The sequence below is a fragment of the Roseibaca calidilacus genome (assembly GCF_001517585.1).
GTDB lineage: Bacteria > Pseudomonadota > Alphaproteobacteria > Rhodobacterales > Rhodobacteraceae > Roseinatronobacter > Roseinatronobacter calidilacus.
Genome location: NZ_FBYC01000004.1, coordinates 860,011 through 879,065, shown reverse-complemented (window position 1 = coordinate 879,065; position 19,055 = coordinate 860,011). Strand labels below are relative to the sequence as shown.

At 63.1% G+C, this 19,055-nt stretch carries 17 protein-coding genes and 1 riboswitch; of the genes, 5 read left to right on the top strand and 12 right to left on the bottom strand.

Annotated features, from left to right (window positions below; translation table 11 throughout):
* Window positions 1-37: 37 nt before the first annotated feature.
* Window positions 38-1,432: a helix-turn-helix domain-containing protein gene (locus AWT76_RS07830; protein ID WP_072245857.1), complete on the top strand. Its 1,395-nt coding sequence runs from the start codon at window positions 38-40 to the stop codon at window positions 1,430-1,432.
* Window positions 1,433-1,461: 29 nt separating this feature from the next.
* Here AWT76_RS07830 and gcvP read toward each other — a convergent pair whose 3' ends face one another.
* The 3 genes from gcvP to gcvT form a co-directional block, all read right to left on the bottom strand.
* Window positions 1,462-4,302 carry an aminomethyl-transferring glycine dehydrogenase gene (gene gcvP / locus AWT76_RS07825; RefSeq protein ID WP_072245856.1) on the bottom strand — a complete coding sequence of 947 codons (2,841 nt, stop codon included), beginning with the start codon at window positions 4,300-4,302 and terminating at the stop codon, window positions 1,462-1,464.
* A gap of 103 nt (window positions 4,303-4,405) precedes the next feature.
* Window positions 4,406-4,765, bottom strand: coding sequence for a glycine cleavage system protein GcvH (gene gcvH, locus AWT76_RS07820; RefSeq protein WP_072245855.1), 360 nt, complete (start codon window positions 4,763-4,765; stop codon window positions 4,406-4,408).
* A 12-nt stretch (window positions 4,766-4,777) separates the two neighbouring features.
* On the bottom strand, window positions 4,778-5,893 hold the full coding sequence (gene gcvT, locus AWT76_RS07815; RefSeq protein ID WP_072247581.1) for a glycine cleavage system aminomethyltransferase GcvT: 1,116 nt from the start codon (window positions 5,891-5,893) through the stop codon (window positions 4,778-4,780).
* A 106-nt stretch (window positions 5,894-5,999) separates the two neighbouring features.
* A riboswitch (glycine riboswitch) is annotated at window positions 6,000-6,091 on the bottom strand.
* A 64-nt stretch (window positions 6,092-6,155) separates the two neighbouring features.
* Here gcvT and AWT76_RS07810 point away from each other — a divergent pair.
* Complete coding sequence (locus tag AWT76_RS07810; protein WP_245638793.1) at window positions 6,156-6,734, top strand: gamma-glutamylcyclotransferase family protein; 579 nt, start codon at window positions 6,156-6,158, stop codon at window positions 6,732-6,734.
* On the opposite strand, the gene glmM is transcribed toward AWT76_RS07810, so the two are convergent.
* The 9 genes from glmM to AWT76_RS07765 form a co-directional block, all read right to left on the bottom strand.
* Window positions 6,731-8,077 (bottom strand): phosphoglucosamine mutase, encoded by a 1,347-nt coding sequence (glmM, locus tag AWT76_RS07805; protein WP_072245854.1) that lies wholly within the window; start codon window positions 8,075-8,077, stop codon window positions 6,731-6,733. The genes AWT76_RS07810 and glmM overlap by 4 nt on opposite strands.
* Complete coding sequence (folP, locus tag AWT76_RS07800; RefSeq protein WP_407071417.1) at window positions 8,074-9,078, bottom strand: dihydropteroate synthase; 1,005 nt, start codon at window positions 9,076-9,078, stop codon at window positions 8,074-8,076. The genes glmM and folP overlap by 4 nt, the downstream gene beginning before the upstream one ends.
* A 54-nt stretch (window positions 9,079-9,132) precedes the next feature.
* Complete coding sequence (locus tag AWT76_RS07795) at window positions 9,133-10,047, bottom strand: dihydroneopterin aldolase (RefSeq protein ID WP_072245852.1); 915 nt, start codon at window positions 10,045-10,047, stop codon at window positions 9,133-9,135.
* A 116-nt stretch (window positions 10,048-10,163) separates the two neighbouring features.
* A complete protein-coding gene (locus AWT76_RS16470; protein WP_176699364.1) occupies window positions 10,164-11,159 on the bottom strand; it encodes a cell wall hydrolase in 996 nt (331 codons plus the stop codon).
* A 169-nt stretch (window positions 11,160-11,328) separates the two neighbouring features.
* Window positions 11,329-13,857 (bottom strand): putative PEP-binding protein, encoded by a 2,529-nt coding sequence (locus AWT76_RS07785; RefSeq protein WP_072245851.1) that lies wholly within the window; start codon window positions 13,855-13,857, stop codon window positions 11,329-11,331.
* A 283-nt stretch (window positions 13,858-14,140) separates the two neighbouring features.
* Window positions 14,141-14,848, bottom strand: coding sequence for a L,D-transpeptidase (locus AWT76_RS07780; RefSeq protein ID WP_072245850.1), 708 nt, complete (start codon window positions 14,846-14,848; stop codon window positions 14,141-14,143).
* Between the two features lie 137 nt (window positions 14,849-14,985).
* Window positions 14,986-15,693, bottom strand: coding sequence for a purine-nucleoside phosphorylase (deoD, locus tag AWT76_RS07775; RefSeq protein ID WP_072245849.1), 708 nt, complete (start codon window positions 15,691-15,693; stop codon window positions 14,986-14,988).
* Between the two features lie 130 nt (window positions 15,694-15,823).
* Window positions 15,824-16,204, bottom strand: a complete 381-nt coding sequence (locus AWT76_RS07770) for a hypothetical protein (protein WP_141655910.1) — start codon at window positions 16,202-16,204, stop codon at window positions 15,824-15,826.
* Window positions 16,205-16,222: 18 nt separating this feature from the next.
* Complete coding sequence (locus tag AWT76_RS07765) at window positions 16,223-16,483, bottom strand: hypothetical protein (RefSeq protein WP_072245847.1); 261 nt, start codon at window positions 16,481-16,483, stop codon at window positions 16,223-16,225.
* Between the two features lie 210 nt (window positions 16,484-16,693).
* Between AWT76_RS07765 and hisB the strand changes: the two genes are divergently transcribed.
* The 3 genes from hisB to AWT76_RS07750 all read left to right on the top strand — a co-directional run bounded on the left by hisB (window position 16,694) and on the right by AWT76_RS07750 (window position 18,864).
* On the top strand, window positions 16,694-17,281 hold the full coding sequence (gene hisB / locus AWT76_RS07760) for an imidazoleglycerol-phosphate dehydratase HisB (protein WP_072245846.1): 588 nt from the start codon (window positions 16,694-16,696) through the stop codon (window positions 17,279-17,281).
* 7 nt (window positions 17,282-17,288) lie between these two features.
* The gene (gene hisH / locus AWT76_RS07755; protein WP_072245845.1) at window positions 17,289-17,927 is read left to right on the top strand and encodes an imidazole glycerol phosphate synthase subunit HisH; all 639 of its coding nucleotides are present in this window, start codon (window positions 17,289-17,291) and stop codon (window positions 17,925-17,927) included.
* 85 nt (window positions 17,928-18,012) lie between these two features.
* Complete coding sequence (locus AWT76_RS07750) at window positions 18,013-18,864, top strand: pseudouridine synthase (protein WP_072245844.1); 852 nt, start codon at window positions 18,013-18,015, stop codon at window positions 18,862-18,864.
* Window positions 18,865-19,055: the final 191 nt, after the last annotated feature.

Genomic DNA, 19,055 nt, shown 5'->3' with positions numbered 1-19,055 from the left:
TTGCAAACCATTTCAATAAGTTTGCAAAGGGTGCCCCATGGCGCAACAAAAGCTGTATGCCGGTGCGAAGCTGCGCGAGATTCGCAACCAGATCGGGCTGACGCAAAAGGATTTCGCCGCCAAGCTGGGCGTATCGCTGCCCTATCTGAACCAGATGGAGAACAACAACCGCCCGCTTTCGACCTCTGTCGTGCTGGCCTTGGCGCGCGAATTCGGGCTGGATGTGACAGAGCTGTCAGCGGGCGACAGCGAAAGGCTGGTGTCGGACCTGCGCGAAGCTTTGGCTGACCCGCTTTTCGCCAATGCCACGCCATCCCTGCCCGATCTGCGGCTGGTGGGGGCAAATGCATCCGGGTTTGCGCGGGCCTTTCTGGACCTGCATCGCGCCTATCGGCAAGCGCAGGAACAGCTTGGCGCGCTGGACGATGCGCTGGGGCGCGAGGATTCGTCGCTGCGATTGTCCCCTTGGGAAGAAGTGCGCGATTTCTTCCATTACTGCGACAATTACATAGATGCCGTGGACCGCGCCGCCGAACATTTCGCCGCCCAAGCGGGCACTGGTCAGGATATCACCGAACACGCCACCGCTACCTTGGCGCGCCAGAAGATCACCCTGCGCATGGTGCGCGGTGCACCCTTGCGCCGGTTTGACCCGGCCAGCGGTATTCTGGAAATCTCGGCCAAGGCCAGCCACGCCACGCAGACGTTTCAACTGTTGCATCAGGTTGCGCTGCTGACGCAATCCGACCTGCTGGATGCGACGCTGGACCTTGCGCGCTTTCAATCCGACGAATCTCGGGCGATTGCAAAGATCGGGCTGGCCAATTACTTCGCGGGTGCGGCATTGCTGCCCTATCGGCGGTTTCTATCGGCCGCGCAAAGCTGCCGCCACGATCTGGAAACGCTGGCCGACCAGTTCGGCGCGTCATTGGAGCAGGTGGCGCACCGTCTGTCGACCTTGCAGCGCCCCGGTGCCAAGGGCGTGCCGTTTTTCTTCGTGCGGGTCGATCAGGCGGGCACGATCACCAAGCGCCATTCCGCCACGCGCCTGCAATTCGCGCGCTTCGGGGGCGCTTGCCCCCTGTGGAATGTGCATCGCGCGTTTGAAACACCGGGCCGCTTTCAGCGCCAATTGGCCGAAACCCCGGATGGGGTGCAGTATTTTTGTCTGTCGATTACAATTTCAAAGGGCGGCGGGTCGTTTCACGCGCCAGTGCGGCGCTATGCGCTGGGCCTTGGGTGCGAGATCGACCACGCCGATGCGCTGGTCTATGCCGACGGGATGGACCGCGCGGGCGGGTTCGACCCGATCGGCATTTCCTGCCGCATCTGCGAGCGCGAAGATTGCCACCAGCGCAGCGTGCCGCCGCTGGAACGGCGGTTGCGGGTGGACCATGACCACCGCCACACCCTGCCCTACAGCATGGAATAGGCCCCGCGCGACCGCGCAGGGCCGACACGTTACTCCGCCGCTTCCGCGTAGCTTTCCACGGGCGGGCAGGTGCAGACCAGATTGCGGTCACCGAACACATTGTCCACCCGGCCCACGGGCGGCCAATACTTGTCGCCCCGAAAGCTTGCAGGCGGAAAGCAGCCCGCTTCGCGCGTATAGGCACGGTCCCAATCGGCGATCAGGTCTTCGACCGTGTGGGGAGCAAAGCGCAGGGGGCTATCCTTGGCGTCAATCTCGCCTTCCTCTACCGCCCGGATCTCGTCGCGGATGGCCAGAAGGGCGGTGATGAAGCGGTCAATCTCTGCCTTGGTTTCCGATTCCGTGGGTTCCACCATCAGCGTGCCCGCGACCGGCCAGCTCATGGTTGGCGCGTGAAAGCCGTTGTCGATCAGGCGTTTGGCAATATCATCAACCGTCACGCCCGCTTCGGCAAAAGGCCGGGTGTCGAGGATACACTCATGTGCGATACGGCCCTTGTTGCCCATGAACAATATGTCATAGGCCCCGCGCAACCGCGCGGCGATATAATTGGCGTTCAGGATGGCGACCCGCGTGGCCTGTGTCAGCCCCGCGCCGCCCATCATCAGGCAATAGGCCCAGGATATCAGCAGGATCGACGCCGACCCATAGGGCGCGCCCGACACAGGCCCTTCGGCCCCGCCGGTTTGCGGATGACCGGGCAGGAAGGGCGCCAGATGCGCTTTCACGCCAATCGGCCCCATGCCGGGGCCGCCGCCGCCATGCGGGATGGCAAATGTCTTGTGCAGGTTCAGGTGGCTGACATCGCCGCCGATGTCGCCGGGTTTGACCAGCCCCACCATCGCATTCAGATTGGCCCCGTCAATATAGACCTGCCCGCCGTGGTCATGCGTGATCTTGCAGACCTCGCGCACGGTTTCCTCGAACACGCCATGGGTGGACGGATAGGTAATCATGCAAGCCGCCAGTCTGTCGCCTGCCTTGGCAGCCTTCGCGCGAAAATCGTCCAGATCGACATCGCCATTTGGCGCGGATTTCACGACCACCACCTGCATTCCGCACATCTGGGCGCTGGCCGGGTTCGTGCCATGCGCGGACATGGGGATAAGACAGATATCACGCGCGCCCTGCCCGCGCGCGCGGTGATAGGCCTGAATGGTCAACAACCCCGCATATTCGCCCTGCGCGCCCGAATTGGGCTGCATCGACATATCGTCATAGCCAGTGATCTCGCACAGCTTGGCCTTCAGGTCGAAAATCGCTTCGGCATAGCCTGCTGCCTGATCGGGCGGGCAGAACGGGTGCAGGCTGGAAAATTCGGGCCAGGACAGCGGGATCATCTCTGCCGCCGCGTTCAGCTTCATGGTGCAAGACCCAAGAGGGATCATGGCGCGGTCCAGCGCCAAGTCGCGGTCCGACAGGCGGCGCATATAGCGCATCATCTCGGTCTCGGCCCGGTTCATGTGGAAGATCGGATGGGTCAGGTAATCGGATTGCCGCAGAAAGCTCTCGGCAAAGCCCAGATTGCCCCGATGCGGGGGAATGCCGTCAATCCCGAAGGCGCGCAGCACGCGCATGACCACGCGCGCGTCACTGGTTTCATCCAGCGAAATGCCCACATGGGTGGTGCCGATCTTGCGCAGGTTCAGCCCTTCGGCGCGCGCGGCGGCCAGAATGCCCGCTTGGCCCACGCCAACTTCGACCGTGATCGTGTCGAAGAAATCCTTGACCACGACCTGCGCCCCCGCCACGCGCAGCGCGCGATACAGACGTTCGGTCAACCCATGCACGCGCTCTGCAATCGCGCGCAGGCCTTTGGGGCCATGGAACACCGCATACATCGACGCCATGACCGCCAGCAGCGCCTGCGCGGTGCAGACATTGCTGGTCGCCTTCTCGCGCCGGATATGCTGCTCGCGGGTTTGCAGCGACAAACGATAGGCTTGGTTGCCGCGCGCATCAACACTGACACCGACAATGCGACCGGGCATGGAGCGTTTATAACCATCCTGACAGGCGATGAAGGCGGCATGGGGGCCGCCATAGCCCATCGGCACGCCAAAGCGCTGCGCAGACCCCACGGCAATATCGGCCCCTAAAGCGCCGGGTTCCACGATCATCGTCAATGCCAGCAGGTCGGTTGCCATGATGGCCAGCGCCTTGTTGGCATGCAGCGCGTCAACCTGCGGACGGAAGTCGCGGATATTGCCGTAGGTGCCGGGATATTGGAACAGGCCCGCGAACACGCGCTCGGCGGGGCAGTCTTCGGGCGCGCCGACGATCACCTCTATGCCCAAGGGGGCGGCACGGGTCTGGACCACGGCGATGTTTTGCGGATGGCAGTTTTCATCGACGAAAAAGGCCGTCGCCTTCGATTTCGCCACGCGCTGCGCCATGACCATCGCTTCGGCGCAGGCGGTGGCTTCGTCCAGAAGCGACGCATTGGCCACCGGCAAACCCGTCAGGTCCGACACCATGGTCTGAAAGTTCAACAGCGCTTCCAGCCGTCCTTGGGCGATCTCGGGCTGGTAGGGCGTATAGGCCGTATACCAAGCCGGGTTTTCAAAGATGTTGCGCAAAATGGCAGGCGGCGTGACCGTGCCGTAATAGCCCTGCCCGATCAGGCTGGTCATAATGGTGTTCTTGGCCCCGACCGCGCGCATGCGGTCCAGCAATTCGCCTTCGGACAAGGCGGGCCATGTCAGCGGATCGGACTGGCGCAGATCAGCCGGGATGGTCTGGTCGATCAGTTGTTCCAGACTGTCACACCCCACCGCCTGCAACATCGCCGCCATTTCATCGGGGGTCGGTCCGATGTGGCGGCGGTTGGCAAAATCGTAGGGATTATAGTCGCTGGGGGTATAGGTCATGTCGCACCGTTGGAAAAGGTTGCAAAATCAAGCGCCAGAGGGCCACACGCAAGGCGTGCAGTTGGGTGGGGCGGCCTGCGCGCCGCCCTACCCCTGCCCGATGTCAGCCAAGGAACTCTTTGTATTCATCCTCTGTCATCAGGTCGTCCAGCACGGACAGGTCATCCAGCTTCATCTTGAAAAACCACGCATCGCCCTGCGGATCTTCGTTCACAAGGCCCGGATTGTCGGTCAGTGCCTCGTTCACCTCGACAATCTCGCCATCGACGGGGGCCAGAATATCGCTGGCGGCCTTGACGGATTCGATCACGCAGACCTCGTCACCCTTGGCGACGACGGCCTCGACCTCTGGCAATTCCACGAAAACCACGTCGCCCAGTTGCTCGGCGGCGTGCTCGGTAATGCCCACGACCACGACATCGCCCTCGATGCGCAGCCATTCATGTTCTTCGGTATATCTCATGCGAAACGCTCCTCAGCGCTTGTAGGTGGAAGGTCGAAACGGAAGGTCAGAGACCACGACAGGCAGGCGCTTGCCCCGCACCTCGCCCCAAAGGCGGGTGCCGGGTTCGGCACTGAAATTCGGAACGTAGCCCATGGCAATCGGCGCGCCAAGACTGGGCCCGAACCCGCCAGAGGTAACGCCGCCCAGATTGCGCCCGCCCTCGGCTGCATCCCACAGCACCGTGCCTTCGCGCATGGGCGCGCGCCCCTCGGGGCGCAGGCCGACACGGGTGGCCAATGGCCCCTCTGACAATTCTTGCAAGATACGCTCGGCACCGGGAAAGCCACCCGTGCGCGCGCCGCCCGCGCGGCGGGTTTTCTGGATGGCCCAAGCCAGCCCCGCCATGACCGGCGAGGTCATTTCGGTAATGTCATGGCCATACAGGCACAGCCCCGCTTCCAGCCGCAAACTGTCGCGCGCGCCAAGCCCGATGGGCGCAACGCCGGGCTGGTCCAGAGCCGCGCGGGCAAAACCCATGGCCTGCGCGTCGGGCAAGGAAATCTCATACCCGTCCTCGCCCGTGTAGCCGGACCGCGAAACCCACAGCGCGTGGCCCTGCCAGTCAAACGTGGCCACATCCATGAAGCGCATCGCCGCCACGCCGGGCAAAAGCGCGTCCAGCGCGGCCTCTGCTCCCGGCCCTTGCAGCGCCAGAAGGGCGCGGTCGGTGATCTCGCGCACCTCCAACTCTGGCAGATGCGCACGCATATGGGCCAGATCCGCGGATTTGCGCGCGGCATTGACGACCAAAAACAGGTGATCGCCGCGATTGGCCACCATCAGGTCGTCCAGCATGCCGCCCTTGTCATTGGTGAACATCGCGTAGCGCTGTCGGCCCGTCGCCAGCCCCAGCACATCCACCGGCACAAGCCGCTCCAGCGCCAAAGCCGCCTCGGGCCCGCGCACAATGACCTGTCCCATATGGCTGACATCGAACAGGCCCGCGCTGGCGCGTGTGTGAATATGTTCGCCCATCACGCCCATCGGGTAGTGCACCGGCATCGCGTAGCCCGCGAAGGGCACCATTTTTGCGCCAAGCTCCAGATGTAGCGCATGTAGCGGCGTCTGGCGTAAGTCGTCCGACATGAAAGCCCCTTCGGTTTGCGCCCGTTTGCGCGTCAACCCCCTCTGTCCTTGCGCCTGAGATCGTTATCCCGTCGGCGGGTGCGATGAGCACCACTCTCCAGAGTGTGTCCGCAGACCGGTCCTTTTGCCTGAGAGTTTACCGGGGCGGTTGCTCCTTCGGCCTTGGCGCGGGGTCCAACGTCTCCCGTGTCTGCAGAGTGTTGGTAGCTGATTGCATGTCGGGTTTGCAAGCATTTTCATGGCCCTTGCCATTGCCCGACGCATGACACACATTCGCGCCATGGATGACGCTTTTTTCTTTGGCTACGGGTCTTTGGTCAACCGCCATACCCATGATTACCCCGATGCGCAGCCGGTCACGATTCGCGGCTGGCGTCGCGAATGGCGCATGGCGCGCAGCTTGGGGCGCACCTTTCTGAGCGTGGTGCCCGATGCGGGCGCGCAGATAGATGGGTTGGTGGCGCGGGTGCCGGGCAATGATTGGGCAGCGCTGGATATCCGCGAGACCGGCTATGGGCGGCACGCACTGGGCGCGGATGCTTTCGCGCGCGGCCCCGTGCGCCCGGCGCAGATATATGCGATTGCCCCGCAAAACGCGCAGCCCGCAAACCCGGATGCGCCAATCAAGCTGAGTTATCTGGATGTTGTCGTCGAAGGCTTCGCGCAGGAATTCGGTCTGGACGGCGTTGCGCGGTTTTTCGATACCACAACGGGCTGGGGCCCAGTGCTGGATGACCGGACCGCGCCACTTTACCCGCGCGCGCGGCCCGTGGCCCCTGCCCTGCGCCGCCTTGTCGATGACCAGCTTGCAAACATGGGCGTAGAGCGCCTGTCGCGTTAGGCCGCGACCGATTCCATCTCTGCAATAATGCCGTCCACCACCTGCACCATCAGCCCTTCATCTTCGCATTCGGCCATGACACGGACCAAAGGCTCTGTGCCCGATTTGCGGATCAGCAAGCGCCCACGCCCGGCCAGCATGTCGCGCCCCGCATCGATTGCGGCCATGACCTTGGCTTCGGCCAGCAGATCAACCCCCGGCGCGTAGCGCAGGTTGCGCAGAAGCTGTGGCACAGGGTCGAAGCGGCGCGTCAGCATGGAAGCGGGTTTACCCGATTCGGCCAGAACCGCCATGAATTGCAGCGCCGCGATCAGCCCGTCGCCGGTGGTGGCATAATCGGTCATCACGATATGGCCCGATTGCTCGCCGCCCAGATTCCAGCCGCCCTGCCGCATCCGTTCCACAACGTAGCGGTCACCGACCGAAGTGCGCTCCAGCCGCAGCCCGCGCCCGTCCAGAAACCGCTCCAGCCCCAGATTGCTCATGACCGTGGCCACCAAAACCCCGTCCCGCAAGCGCTGCTCTGCGGCCCAGTGTTCGGCAAACAGCGCCATGATCTGGTCGCCATCGGCAATCTGCCCACGCTCATCGACCAGAATCAGGCGGTCGGCATCGCCATCCAACGTGATCCCTAGATCGGCCCCGGTTTCCAGCACCTTGGCCGCACAGACCCGCGGATGGGTTGAACCGCAGTCAAGGTTGATGTTCTTGCCATTCGGGTTCACGCCGATCTCGATCACCTCTGCGCCCAGTTCCCACAGGGTTTGCGGGGCGACCTGATAGGCCGCGCCATGGGCGCAATCGACCACCACTTTCAGCCCGGAAAACAGCTTGCCCTTGGGCAAGGTGGTCTTGGCATATTCGACATAGCGGCCGCGCGCATCGTCAATCCGCTTGGCGCGGCCGATATTGGCAGGCTGCACAAGCGCGATCTCACCGGCAATAATGGCTTCAATCTCTGCCTCTGCCTCATCCGACAGCTTGAAGCCGTCGGGGCCGAAAAACTTGATGCCGTTATCTTGATGGCCATTGTGGCTGGCCGAAATCATGATCCCCAGATCCGCCCGCATGGAGCGCGTCAGGAACCCCACGGCAGGCGTGGGCACTGGCCCCAGCAGCAGCACATTCATGCCGGTGCTGGTCAACCCGGCGGTCAGGGCGTTTTCAATCATGTAACCTGACAGGCGCGTGTCCTTGCCGATGACCACCCGGTGACCATTGCTGCCATCGCGCCGGAAATACCGCCCCGCCGCAGCGCCCAGCCGCAGCGCGGTTTCCGCCGTCATGGGATAGGTATTCGCGGTTCCCCGCACACCGTCGGTTCCGAATAGTTTTTTGGTCATATTTCGCCTGCTTCTTCTTTTTCGTTCAAGGCTTGCCACAGCGACAGCGCCTGCCGGGTTTCGGCAACATCATGCACACGCAAAATCTGCGCGCCTTGTGCTGCGGCATGCAGCGCCACAGCCAACGACCCGCCCATCCGGTCGCTTGCCCGCTCTGCGCCCCCCAGCACACCAATAAACCGTTTGCGCGATGCGCCCAGCAAGATAGCACAACCCGACGCGTGCAGAAGCGCCAGATGTGTCAGCAAGGCAATATTATGCGCAACCGTCTTGCCAAAACCGATGCCCGGATCAAGGATCACATGCTTGCGGTCTATGCCAGCGGCTTCTGCGCGGGCCAGCGCATCCATCAGCCAATCCTGAACATCAAAGCGCACATCGTTGTATTTCGGGTCTTTTTGCATGGTCTGGGGCGTGCCTTGGGCGTGCATCAGGCAAACGGGAACCCCGGCCTCTGCCACCAGAGCGCCCATGTCACGATCCCATGTCAGGGCTGACACATCGTTCACGATATCGGCGCCAGCAGCAAGCGCTGCGCGGGCCACATCGGCCTTGCGCGTGTCGATAGAAATCGGCGCGGTGACCCCGGCATCGCGCAGCGCCGCGATGACCGGCGCGGTGCGCGCAATCTCGTCCGCATGCAGCACTTCTGCCGCGCCGGGCCGGGTGGATTCGCCGCCGATATCCAGAATATCCGCGCCTTCGGACACCAGCCGCTTGGCATGTGCGATGGCGCTGTCATGGCTGTCGAAGCGGCCCCCATCGGAAAAACTGTCGGGCGTGACATTGACGATCCCCATAATCCGCGGGCGCGACAGACACAAACCGGCAAGCGGCGCAGGCGGGTCAAGGAAAACCCGATCGCGGCCCGGATCAATGTTGCGGGCCGGCAGATTGCCCGCGCGCGTCAGGTCTTGCACGCCGGTCAGGCGCAAAGCGGTCTGGCCACGAAAGGCGGGGCTGTCATCGGGGGCAAGCGCGGCAGGGCGCAGCAAGGGCATGGCGTAACTCATGCCTGTCCTGTTGCCGCAGCAAGCGCGCGGGTGCAAGCCTTGTCAGAAGCGTTCCAACAGCATGTGGCTGCCCGGCGGCACGCGAATCCCCTCTGGTGCAAGGAAGCGGCTTGCGGCCATATGTTCGGCCAACCACAGCGCCAAAGCGGCACCGTCGCGCGGGCTGCAATTGGGGCTGTCGGTCGAATCGAGGATCAGCTTTGAGGGTGCCCAGACAATCATCTGACCCTGTTTCATGGCCCAGTCGATCTCTGTGCGGCTGGCGACCACCACACAGCGCGCATCCTTTGCGGCCAGCCGCCATGCATTTTGTTCAATCGCAAGCAGGTCAATGCGGCGCTGCACCGGCGACAAGGCGACCTCTGGCGCGCCTTCGGGGGGCATACCCACGCATAGAATGACCGGCGCGCCCCGCATCTGCACCGCATCCAGACAGGCGGTCAGGCCGTCAGACGCGATCATGTCATTGTCCAGATACACGACCAAAGGGTGCACGGCCTCTTCCGCGCCGCTGGATGTGACCTCGCGCAAAGGTGCCGCCGCGCGCGTGCGCACAATCTCGACCCCAAGCGCGCCCGGTCCCCGGTCCAGCTTTTCGACCCGCACGAACACCCGCATCGCCTGCGGTTCCAGCAGCACACGCGCAGCCACGCGCTCTGACAGGGTTTCCAGCAGGTTCAGACGTTCTTCGGCCAGCGCCGCCGAAATCGCCTCTGTGATACGGTCATAGGATAAGATGCGATCCACATCATCCTGAAGCGGTTCGGGATGCGGCCGCACCTCGACCACAACGTTGAAGCGCAGACGCTGGCGCACGCCGCGCTCGGCCTGAAAGGCGCCGATCTCGACCTCGACCAAATGGTCGCGCAAGGAAATGCGGTCGCGCGGGTCTGCCGGGGCCGATGCCTCGGCGCGCGCTTCGGGATGGGCGAAGGCCAGTCGAATATCTGTGCTCATGCGGTCGGGCTTTCCGAGTCTGCTATGCGCGCAGTCTTACCCGCCCGTCCCGGCCCGGCAAAGGGTGATTGCGCCGCATGGGTGCCCCGATGCGACACCCGCACGCGCCCTGCTGTTTATCCGCGAAAGAACAGATGCGCGCCGATCTGCGTGGTCTGGGTCATGCGTTTGGACCATGACGGGGCGACAGCCGTTGTGTGGAAATACAACGCGCCCCCTGTCAGACCACGATGCGCGCCATCCGACATCACCTGCGCGATACGCCGCGCAAGGTCAGAGGCCGACCCGTTGCGCATCTCGTCCGGTTTGCTGTCACAGGCAAAGCTGAACTGGCACCCGCCATAGCGCCCTTCACGCACGCCCTGAAACACGACGCCGCAAATGTCAGCGGGGAACCTGCGCGACGCGACACGGTTCAGGATAACCTCTGCCACGGCGAACTGGCCTTTCAACGTCTCACCCCGCGCTTCGTGATAGATGGCGGTGGCAAGGCAGGCTTCCTGTTCGGTCAACGGGCGCAAGGCAACCTTGCGCAGCCAACTGCGCGAATATTGCACCATGCGGCGCGACAGGCCTTCGGGGCGCGCAACCGGCACAAGGCTGACCCGCGGCGCTGTAACCTCTGGCGAGAGCGCGGCCGGGGCCGCGATCACACCGCTGGTCGACAGGCTGCGCGCAGGCGGCACCGGGCGCAAGGTCGGGCGCAGGGTTGCTTGCGGCGCAAACTGCGCCAGCCACGCGGTCTGCAAGCGGCTTAGATCCACCTCATGCGGCAGTTCGGGGCGGCCCGCCAGATCGGAAAACCCATCTTCCAACACCATCGGTGCGCCTTGCGGCACACCCAGATCAGAACGCAGCTGCGATTGGTCAAGGCGCACCATGCGGACCATGGGTGCCGCGCTTTCGGGAACATGCGCCATTACGCGCGGCGCGTTGTTGACCGAAGCCAAAACCAACGCACTTTGGGTCGCGCTCGACAAGGTCGCGTCCGCCACCGAAGACCCGGTGCCCGGCACGGCGATCAACAGCGACACGCTCCAGACCCCGACAAAGGTGGTTTTGCGATACCAACGGCGCGACGCGAACCGCACAACCGCGCCGGAACGGCGCACGGCACCCTCCGAGAACGCTCTCGAAACACCGGATCGCAGATTGCTGAACAGTCGTTTGACCATAAATTTTCATAGCACACCGGATGTGTGCGTCCCGCCCAAGTAACGTGCAACTTCACTATTTGGTGAGTGCTTACCCAAAACCGGGGCAAAAGTCCAGCCCGCGCTCTTAACCTTGCTCGGCAATCACCAGCTGCGCCGCTGCAAGCCGTGCGACCGGAACGCGGAAAGGCGAACAGGAGACGTAATCAAAGCCCAAATCGCGGCAGAACCGGATTGCTTCGGGGCTGCCGCCATGCTCGCCGCAGATCGACAGCGTCAGATCGTCGCGCGCGGCCCGCCCCCGCGCGGCCCCAAGTCGCAACAGCTCTCCCACGCCATCCTCATCCAGCGTGTGGAACGGGTCTTCGACGAACACGCCCTGTTGCACATAATCCGACATGAAGCGCCCGGCATCATCACGCGACAGCCCATAGGTCATCTGCGTCAAGTCATTGGTGCCAAAGGACAAGAATGCCGAATGCTGCGCTATATCGCCCGCCCGCAGCGCCGCGCGCGGGGTTTCGACCATCACCCCCAGCTTGTAGTCGAACATAACGCCCGCGCGCCCACGCACCTGCGCCGCGCAGGCGTCTATGCGCGATTTCACCAGTTCCACCTCGCGCATCGCCGACACAAGCGGGATCATGATTTCAGGCACGATGGGCGCACCACGGCGCGTCACTTCAATCGTGGCCTCGAAAATCGCGCGGGCCTGCATTTCGTAGATCTCGGGAATGGTGATCCCCAAGCGCACCCCGCGCATTCCCAGCATGGGGTTGAATTCCGCCAGCGCCTCTGCCCGGCGGGTGATTTCGGACAAGGGCTTGTCCAAGGCATCGGCCAGAAAGCGCATCCCTTCGCGCGAATGCGGCAGGAATTCGTGCAAGGGCGGGTCGAACAGGCGAATGCACACAGGTTGGCCCTGCATAATCTCGAACAGGTCGATGAAATCGGCGCGCTGCATGGGCAGCAGACGGTCCAAGGCGTCACGCCGGTCCTCGGCAGTGTCGGCAAAGATCATCTCGCGCATCAGCGTCAGGCGATCTTCCTCGAAGAACATATGTTCGGTCCGGCACAGGCCAATTCCCTGCGCGCGGAAATCGCGCGCAATGCGGGCATCGGCAGGGGTGTCGGCATTCGCGCGAATGCCAATGTCGCGGCGCGCATCTGCCCAATCCAGAAGCGTGGTGAAGCGGTCATCCAAGGCGGGTTCCAGCAGCGGCACCTCGCCGGCCAAGGCCAGCCCATTGGTGCCGTCAATGGTGATCAGATCGCCCTCGTTCAGCGTTTGGCCATTGGCGCGCAGGGTTTTGCGGCGCGCGTCGATGGTGATGTTGGACGCGCCCACAACACAAGGCACACCCAAGCCGCGGCCAATCACGGCGGCGTGGCTGGTCATGCCGCCGCGTTCGGTCAGCACCGCGCGGGCCGAATGCATGCCGCGAATATCCTCGGGCGTGGTTTCGCGCCGGGCCAGAATGCAAGGTTCGTCGCGGGCGGCACTGGCCAAGGCCGCAGCCGTGCTGAACACCAGCCGCCCAACCGCCGCGCCGGGGCTGGCGGCAATGCCGCGCCCCAGAACCGTGGCGCGGGCCGTGGGGTCAACCTGCCGGTGCAGCAATTCCCCCAGCGCCTTGGGCGCGATGCGGGAAATCGCCTCGTCGCGGATGATGACCCCGTCATTGGCCAGATCCACCACCACGCGAACCGCGGCGCGCGACGAGCGCGGCACTGTCACCGCATCAAGTATCCACAGCTTGCCATCTTCCAGCGTGAACTCGATCTCCATTTCCTCACGCAGGCGCTTGCGGGCATTGGCACCGTAGGCCAGAAGCTGCGCAAAAGCCTCTGGGCTGCGCTCTTCCAGCGACGGGCCGCGCGGGTCGCGAGTCAGGAACAACGGCGCTTCGTTGCGGTCCGTCCGAAAGCGGCCCATGACCTGCCGTTCGCCCGTGATGGCATCAATGAAGCGGATGGAGCCTGCGCCACAGGTGTCGGTCGTGCCGCAGCCCACACCCATGCCGCCCGCCATGGCCTGCACAACAAGGCCCAGCCCCGCATCGACCGGCGCGCCCTTGGCTTGGCGCAACAGCCGCGCCGAGGTGCCTTCCCATGCCCGCGCCATGGAGCGCAGCACATCGGCCAGTTGCTGCGCGACCGATTGCGGGAACGGGTCTTCCATCTCGTCCTCATAGGCGCGCAGGGCCGCATCAAGCGCGGCACGGCTGGGCGTGTCGGCATCGAACATGTCGGGGTCCAGCCGCGCGACATGCTGGGCAAAGGCCTGAACGAAATTCAGATACAGTGCGGTCGCGACCTCTTCGCCATGGGTTTGCGACAGCTTGGCATGCATTGCGTCATTCATGCCAATATTCAACACCGTCGCCGGGCCGCCCCATTGCGGGTGTTCGGCACTGGGGCGCACGGACAACAGCTGGCCTTCGGGAAAATGCCCCAGCAAATGCCGCAGCGTCATCTGCGCGCCGGTTGCGATTTCACGCACCACGCCGAATGACAGCGCAATCGTGACCGGCACCGGCATGTCCAACCGCACCAGCCGTTGCAGGCATTTTGCCCGCCAACCATGGGTTTCCCGCTTGATCGGTGCGGAATTGGTAATCAAGGCATAGTCGGTAAGGGTCAGATATTTCGGCATTGGCGCCCCTGTTTTTCTGCGGTGCAGGATAGGGGTTTGGCCTTGGAACTCAAGCAATTGTTACGGGCGCCTCACCTGAATGACGATGACCAGATTTCCATGCGCGGCATGGCGCAGAGGTCAGGTCACGCCACGCAGCAACATGCGCAACCACCCGCTTTGGGCGCGGCATACCAGACCAGCGCCCAGTCTGGCATGCGGCGTATGTGGCAACCCCGACCGCGCCCCACGGCAGAACGATTGGGCGCGGTCGCAGCAAAGCCTTGCGAAGCCGGGAGCTTGGCTAAAGCGTGATTACGCGGGTGCCAGTGGGCACGCGGTCATACAGGTCGGCCACGTCCTGATTTATCATGCGAATACAACCCGAAGAGACATATTTACCGATCAGCCACCATTCCGGCGTGCCGTGAATGCGGTAGCCCCGATCCGCGCCGCCGGTCATTAGGTAAAGCGCGCGTGCGCCCAGCGGGTTCGACGGCCCCGGCGGGTAGCCGCCCGCATATTGGCGCAGGGCCGGGTCGCGCCGGATCATGTTGGCGGTGGGCGTCCATGTTGGCCAATGCGCGCGGCGATAAATGGTGCCGGCGCCGCGCCAGGTAAAGCCCTCGCGCCCCACGGAAATGCCATAGCGCAGCGCGTGGCCGCCTTCCAAGATCAGGAACAATTGTCGCTTGCCATTGTCGATGACGATGGTGCCGGGCTTGTGCGGCCCGGTATACGGCACGACCTGCCGATGATGTTCAGGGGCCAGCATACTGACGCCCGCCGCCTGCATTTCATGCGGTCCATCGGGTCGCGCGGCATAGTCGACGGGCTCAATCCCGTAGCGCGCTGCAACCGCATTCAGCGGTTCGGCCCGCGTGGTGGCAATGGGGCGGCCATCGGATGTGGTGCGGGTGGTGGTGCCCGAATGGGTGGTGGTCTGGCAACCTGCCAGCGCCAGAGCAGAGGTGGCAGAGGCGATAAACCCGCGCCGGGAAATGAACTTCATGGTGCAACCTGTTGTGGTTGCCTGTTTTTGCCTGCCTCGCGCCGTTGATACTGCAAGTTCCGCGCCCCGATCCAGAGCGGAATTCCGCCGATCTGTGCAAGGCGGTCTGCCTGTGGCGCATGTGCCACCCGCGCCCCCTACCCCTCGAATGCAGCCCTCAGCGCAATCTCGATCATCTGGCCAAAGCTCTGCTCCCGCTCGGACGCTGGCAGCGCATCGCCCGTCAGCAGGTGGTCAGAAATGGTCAGCACCGCCAGCGCCTGCACACCATGGCGCGCGGCGACGGTGTACAACTCTGCCGCTTCCATTTCCACGCAGAGCACCCCGTGGCGCTGCATGATCTCGTTCAGGTCGGGGCGTTCGTCGTAAAACACGTCTGACGAATAGATATTGCCCACATGCACCCGCGCGCCGCTGTCTTGCGCAGCACGGTGCGCTGCCGTCAGCAGGTGAAAATCGGCCAAGGGGGCAAGGTTTACCTCGCGCAATATCCCGCGTGAGGGGGTCGAGAGCGCTGTGCACCCCTGTGCCAGCACGATGTCGCGCACGGCCACATCAGGTTGCATCGCCCCCGCCGAGCCAACCCGGATCAGCCGCTTCGCGCCATAATCGCGGATCAGTTCATTGGCATAGATCGACAAGGACGGCATGCCCATGCCAGAGCCTTGGATCGTGACCCGGTGGCCCCGCCATGTGCCGGTATAGCCCAGCATGCCGCGCACCTTGTTCACGCATTCGGGCGCGTCCAGAAATGTCTCCGCCGCCCATTTCGCGCGCAGCGGGTCGCCCGGCATCAGCACGGTTTCGGCAATCTGGCCCGGTTCGGCCCCGATATGGATGGTCATGCGGCGCTCCTTGTTTTAGGGCATGATTGCCCCCTTCCCCCGTGCCGCGCAAGCAGCATCCCGAGCAATCGCGGCTTGAAAATGACCCGATCACAGGCGCTCTGCCATTGCAAAATGGGTAGGTGTGATGTCAGAACCTAGTTTTTATCCACTCTGTCAGTCCGGCACCAGCCATACCGAACAGCGTGACACCGCCCGAAATCAGCCAGAGTTTCGTGCCGTTGCTCGTCGTGGGTTCAAATCCCAGAACCGCAAGGAACAGCCCGCCGAAAAAGCCGAAATAACCAACAAACATGATAGCGCCGAAGCCAAATTGCAGAAGCGCCGCAGGGCTGGTGAAGTCGAACGACCATTTTTCGTTTGGTTCACTGCTGTTATCGCCAGCCGCGCCAAGAAAAAACGGCAGCAAGGGCGCAATGCAGGCGCCTCCAAAAAGCAACAATATAAAAAGCTTATCGACCTGATCTGGAAAAAGATAAGCGACCATAACAAATGCGCCGAAGACAGACATTGACCAATTCATAGCGCGTTAAGCCTTTGCTCGTCTGACCAAATACCGCGCCCAGTGCATCAGGCCCAAAAGTGCGATCATGACGATGACCAAGCCCATAAACATCACCACGCGCTGATCCATGCTGGTCGGATCAATGCCAAGCCGCTCACCTTGATCGCGGTTGCGCACGATCGCGAAGCCTTGAAGAATGCCCGTGGCCACCACAACTGCAAACGCCTGCCAAACGAAGGGCTTGATCGCAAAGAACACGATCACGGTTATCAGGATCAGGGTCATAGGAATGCTCCTCGATCAAATACCGATAAAATCAAAGGAAACCTTGGGTCGAACAAAAGTTTGAAGCTTATACATGTCTAGCGCGGATACACGCGATGAGCACCGTTGGCATTGATATCGCGCTGCGTGCTGTGGTGTAAGTGCAACTCCCCCTTCCCCCGCAGCAATCAAGCGCCTATACCCGGCCCTGAGCGACAAACAGGTGATAGCATGCGCAAGGCAGAGATTTCCCGCAAAACCTCTGAGACCGAGATTTCGGTGGCCGTCACGCTGGACGGAACCGGAGCCTATGACTGCCAGACCGGCGTTGGGTTCTTCGACCATATGCTGGACCAGTTGGCGAAGCATTCGATGATTGATCTGACGGTGCGCGCCACGGGCGATCTGCATATCGACGATCACCACACGGTCGAGGATGTGGGCATCGCACTTGGGCAGGCGCTGGCGCAGGCTTTGGGCGACAAACGCGGTATTCGGCGCTACGGCGAATGCCGCTTGGCGATGGATGACGCGCAACTTGTCTGCGCGCTGGACCTGTCGGGGCGGCCCTTCCTTGTGTGGAATGTCGATTTCCCGACACAGAAGATCGGCATCTTCGATACTGAATTGGTGCGCGAGTTCTTTCAGGCGATCAGCACGCATGGCGGCATCACGCTGCATATGGACCGGGTGCATGGGGTTAACAGCCACCATATTGCCGAAGCCGCGTTCAAGGCGCTGGCCCGCGCGCTGCGCATGGCGGTGGAAGCAGACCCGCGGCAGGCGGATGCGATCCCATCCACCAAGGGCGCATTGTGAGGCGGTCATGCTGACGGTTCTGGTCGATTACGACAGCGGCAACCTGCATTCCGCGCAAAAGGCGTTCGAGCGTATGGCCGCCGAAGTGGGCGGCGGCGCGGTGATTGTCACCTCGCGGCCCGAGGATGTGGCGCGCGCCGACCGCGTGGTGCTGCCCGGTGACGGGGCGTTCCCGGCCTGCCGCCATGCGCTGGGCGCAGTCGATGGCATGATTGACGCATTGACCGAAGCCGTGCAGACCCGCGCCGTGCCCTTCATGGGCATTTGCGTGGGCATGCAGATGCTGGCGACAGTGGGCCGCGAATATGCGGATACCGCCGGGCTGGACTGGATCGGCGGCGAGGTGGTGCCGATTGCACCAGATGACCCAAGCCTGAAAGTGCCGCATATGGGCTGGAATGACCTTGTGGTCGAGCACCCGCACCCGGTTCTGGACGGTGTGACAAGCGGCGATCACGCCTATTTCGTGCATAGCTACCAGTTCCGCTTGGCAAACCCGGCGGACCGTCTGGCGCATGTTGCCTATGGCGGCGATGTGACCGCCATCGTGGCGAAGGGCAATGTGATCGGGACGCAGTTCCACCCAGAGAAGTCTCAGGCGACCGGGTTGCGGATGATCGCGAATTTCCTGCGCTGGCGCCCCTGAGGGGCGTTGTAAAAGGGGCGTTGCCCCTCTGGTCCCTGCGGGACCATTCACCCCAGGATATTTGGGCAAGGATGAAGGACAGGCCATGGCAGATGACGCGAAGCAAGGCGAACGGATTGCCAAGGTTCTGGCGCGCGCAGGCGTGGCGTCGCGGCGCGGGGCAGAGATCCTGATTGTAGAGGGGCGTGTGAAGGTGAACGGGCGCGTCATAGACAGCCCGGCGCTGAATGTGGGGCCGCGCGACCGGGTTATGGTTGATGGCAAGCCCCTGCCCGATGCCGAACCGACAAAGCTGTGGCTGTATCACAAGCCCTTGGGTTTGGTGACGACCGAGCGCGACGAGCAAGGCCGCCCAACCGTGTTCGAAGCCCTGCCACCCGAATTGGGGCGCGTGTTGTCAGTGGGCCGGCTTGACCTGAATTCGGAAGGGTTGTTGCTGCTGACCAATGATGGCGCCTTGAAACGCCGGCTGGAATTGCCCAGCACAGGCTGGCTGCGGCGCTACCGCGCGCGGGTGAATGGCGCGCCCACCCCGGCCATGCTGGAGCCGTTGCGCCAAGGCATCACGCTGGAGGGCGAGCGGTTTCAGCCAATGGAGGTGAGCATTGATCGCCAGCAAGGCGCGAATGCTTGGCTGACCGTGGGCATCCGCGAAGGGCGCAACCGCGAGATACGGCGCGCGTTGGACCATGTGGGTCTAAGCGTGAACCGGCTGATCCGCATCAGCTATGGCCCGTTCCAACTGGGCACATTGAAGCGTGGCGCGGTCGAGCAGGTCAAGCCCAAGGTCTTGCGCGAGCAATTGGGCGAAGATGCGCCCGGCCCGGACACCCAGCCCCCGTCGCGGCCCACAGCCAAGCGGCCCGCGCAACGCACGACCCGGCCCAATGCGCCGGGCGGCAAAACCCTGCGCAGCCCAAAGCGCCGCCCAAGCTGAACACAGGGCAGCGGTTTTTCAACTTTGGGGCTGGGCTTTGTCTTTTAATATGTGCGGTGTTCCCATATATCGAACTTGGTGCTTTTGTTTGCCAAGGATCCGGTTTCATGACGACGACAGGGTTGCAGAAAACCTCTTATGCGCTGTTGGTGGCCCTGATGCTTTATGTCGCACTGGTCGGAGGCTGACCC

Excerpts from the sequence above, each read along its gene's own strand:
- AWT76_RS07830 (WP_072245857.1), top strand. The coding sequence starts at position 38 with ATGGCGCAACAAAAGCTGTATGCCGGTGCGAAGCTGCGCGAGATTCGC.
- gcvP (WP_072245856.1), bottom strand. The coding sequence starts at position 4,302 with ATGACCTATACCCCCAGCGACTATAATCCCTACGATTTTGCCAACCGC.
- gcvH (WP_072245855.1), bottom strand. The coding sequence starts at position 4,765 with ATGAGATATACCGAAGAACATGAATGGCTGCGCATCGAGGGCGATGTC.
- gcvT (WP_072247581.1), bottom strand. The coding sequence starts at position 5,893 with ATGTCGGACGACTTACGCCAGACGCCGCTACATGCGCTACATCTGGAG.
- AWT76_RS07810 (WP_245638793.1), top strand. The coding sequence starts at position 6,156 with ATGACACACATTCGCGCCATGGATGACGCTTTTTTCTTTGGCTACGGG.
- glmM (WP_072245854.1), bottom strand. The coding sequence starts at position 8,077 with ATGACCAAAAAACTATTCGGAACCGACGGTGTGCGGGGAACCGCGAAT.
- folP (WP_407071417.1), bottom strand. The coding sequence starts at position 9,078 with ATGCCCTTGCTGCGCCCTGCCGCGCTTGCCCCCGATGACAGCCCCGCC.
- AWT76_RS07795 (WP_072245852.1), bottom strand. The coding sequence starts at position 10,047 with ATGAGCACAGATATTCGACTGGCCTTCGCCCATCCCGAAGCGCGCGCC.
- AWT76_RS07785 (WP_072245851.1), bottom strand. The coding sequence starts at position 13,857 with ATGCCGAAATATCTGACCCTTACCGACTATGCCTTGATTACCAATTCC.
- AWT76_RS07780 (WP_072245850.1), bottom strand. The coding sequence starts at position 14,848 with ATGAAGTTCATTTCCCGGCGCGGGTTTATCGCCTCTGCCACCTCTGCT.
- deoD (WP_072245849.1), bottom strand. The coding sequence starts at position 15,693 with ATGACCATCCATATCGGGGCCGAACCGGGCCAGATTGCCGAAACCGTG.
- AWT76_RS07770 (WP_141655910.1), bottom strand. The coding sequence starts at position 16,204 with ATGTCTGTCTTCGGCGCATTTGTTATGGTCGCTTATCTTTTTCCAGAT.
- AWT76_RS07765 (WP_072245847.1), bottom strand. The coding sequence starts at position 16,483 with ATGACCCTGATCCTGATAACCGTGATCGTGTTCTTTGCGATCAAGCCC.
- hisB (WP_072245846.1), top strand. The coding sequence starts at position 16,694 with ATGCGCAAGGCAGAGATTTCCCGCAAAACCTCTGAGACCGAGATTTCG.
- hisH (WP_072245845.1), top strand. The coding sequence starts at position 17,289 with ATGCTGACGGTTCTGGTCGATTACGACAGCGGCAACCTGCATTCCGCG.
- AWT76_RS07750 (WP_072245844.1), top strand. The coding sequence starts at position 18,013 with ATGGCAGATGACGCGAAGCAAGGCGAACGGATTGCCAAGGTTCTGGCG.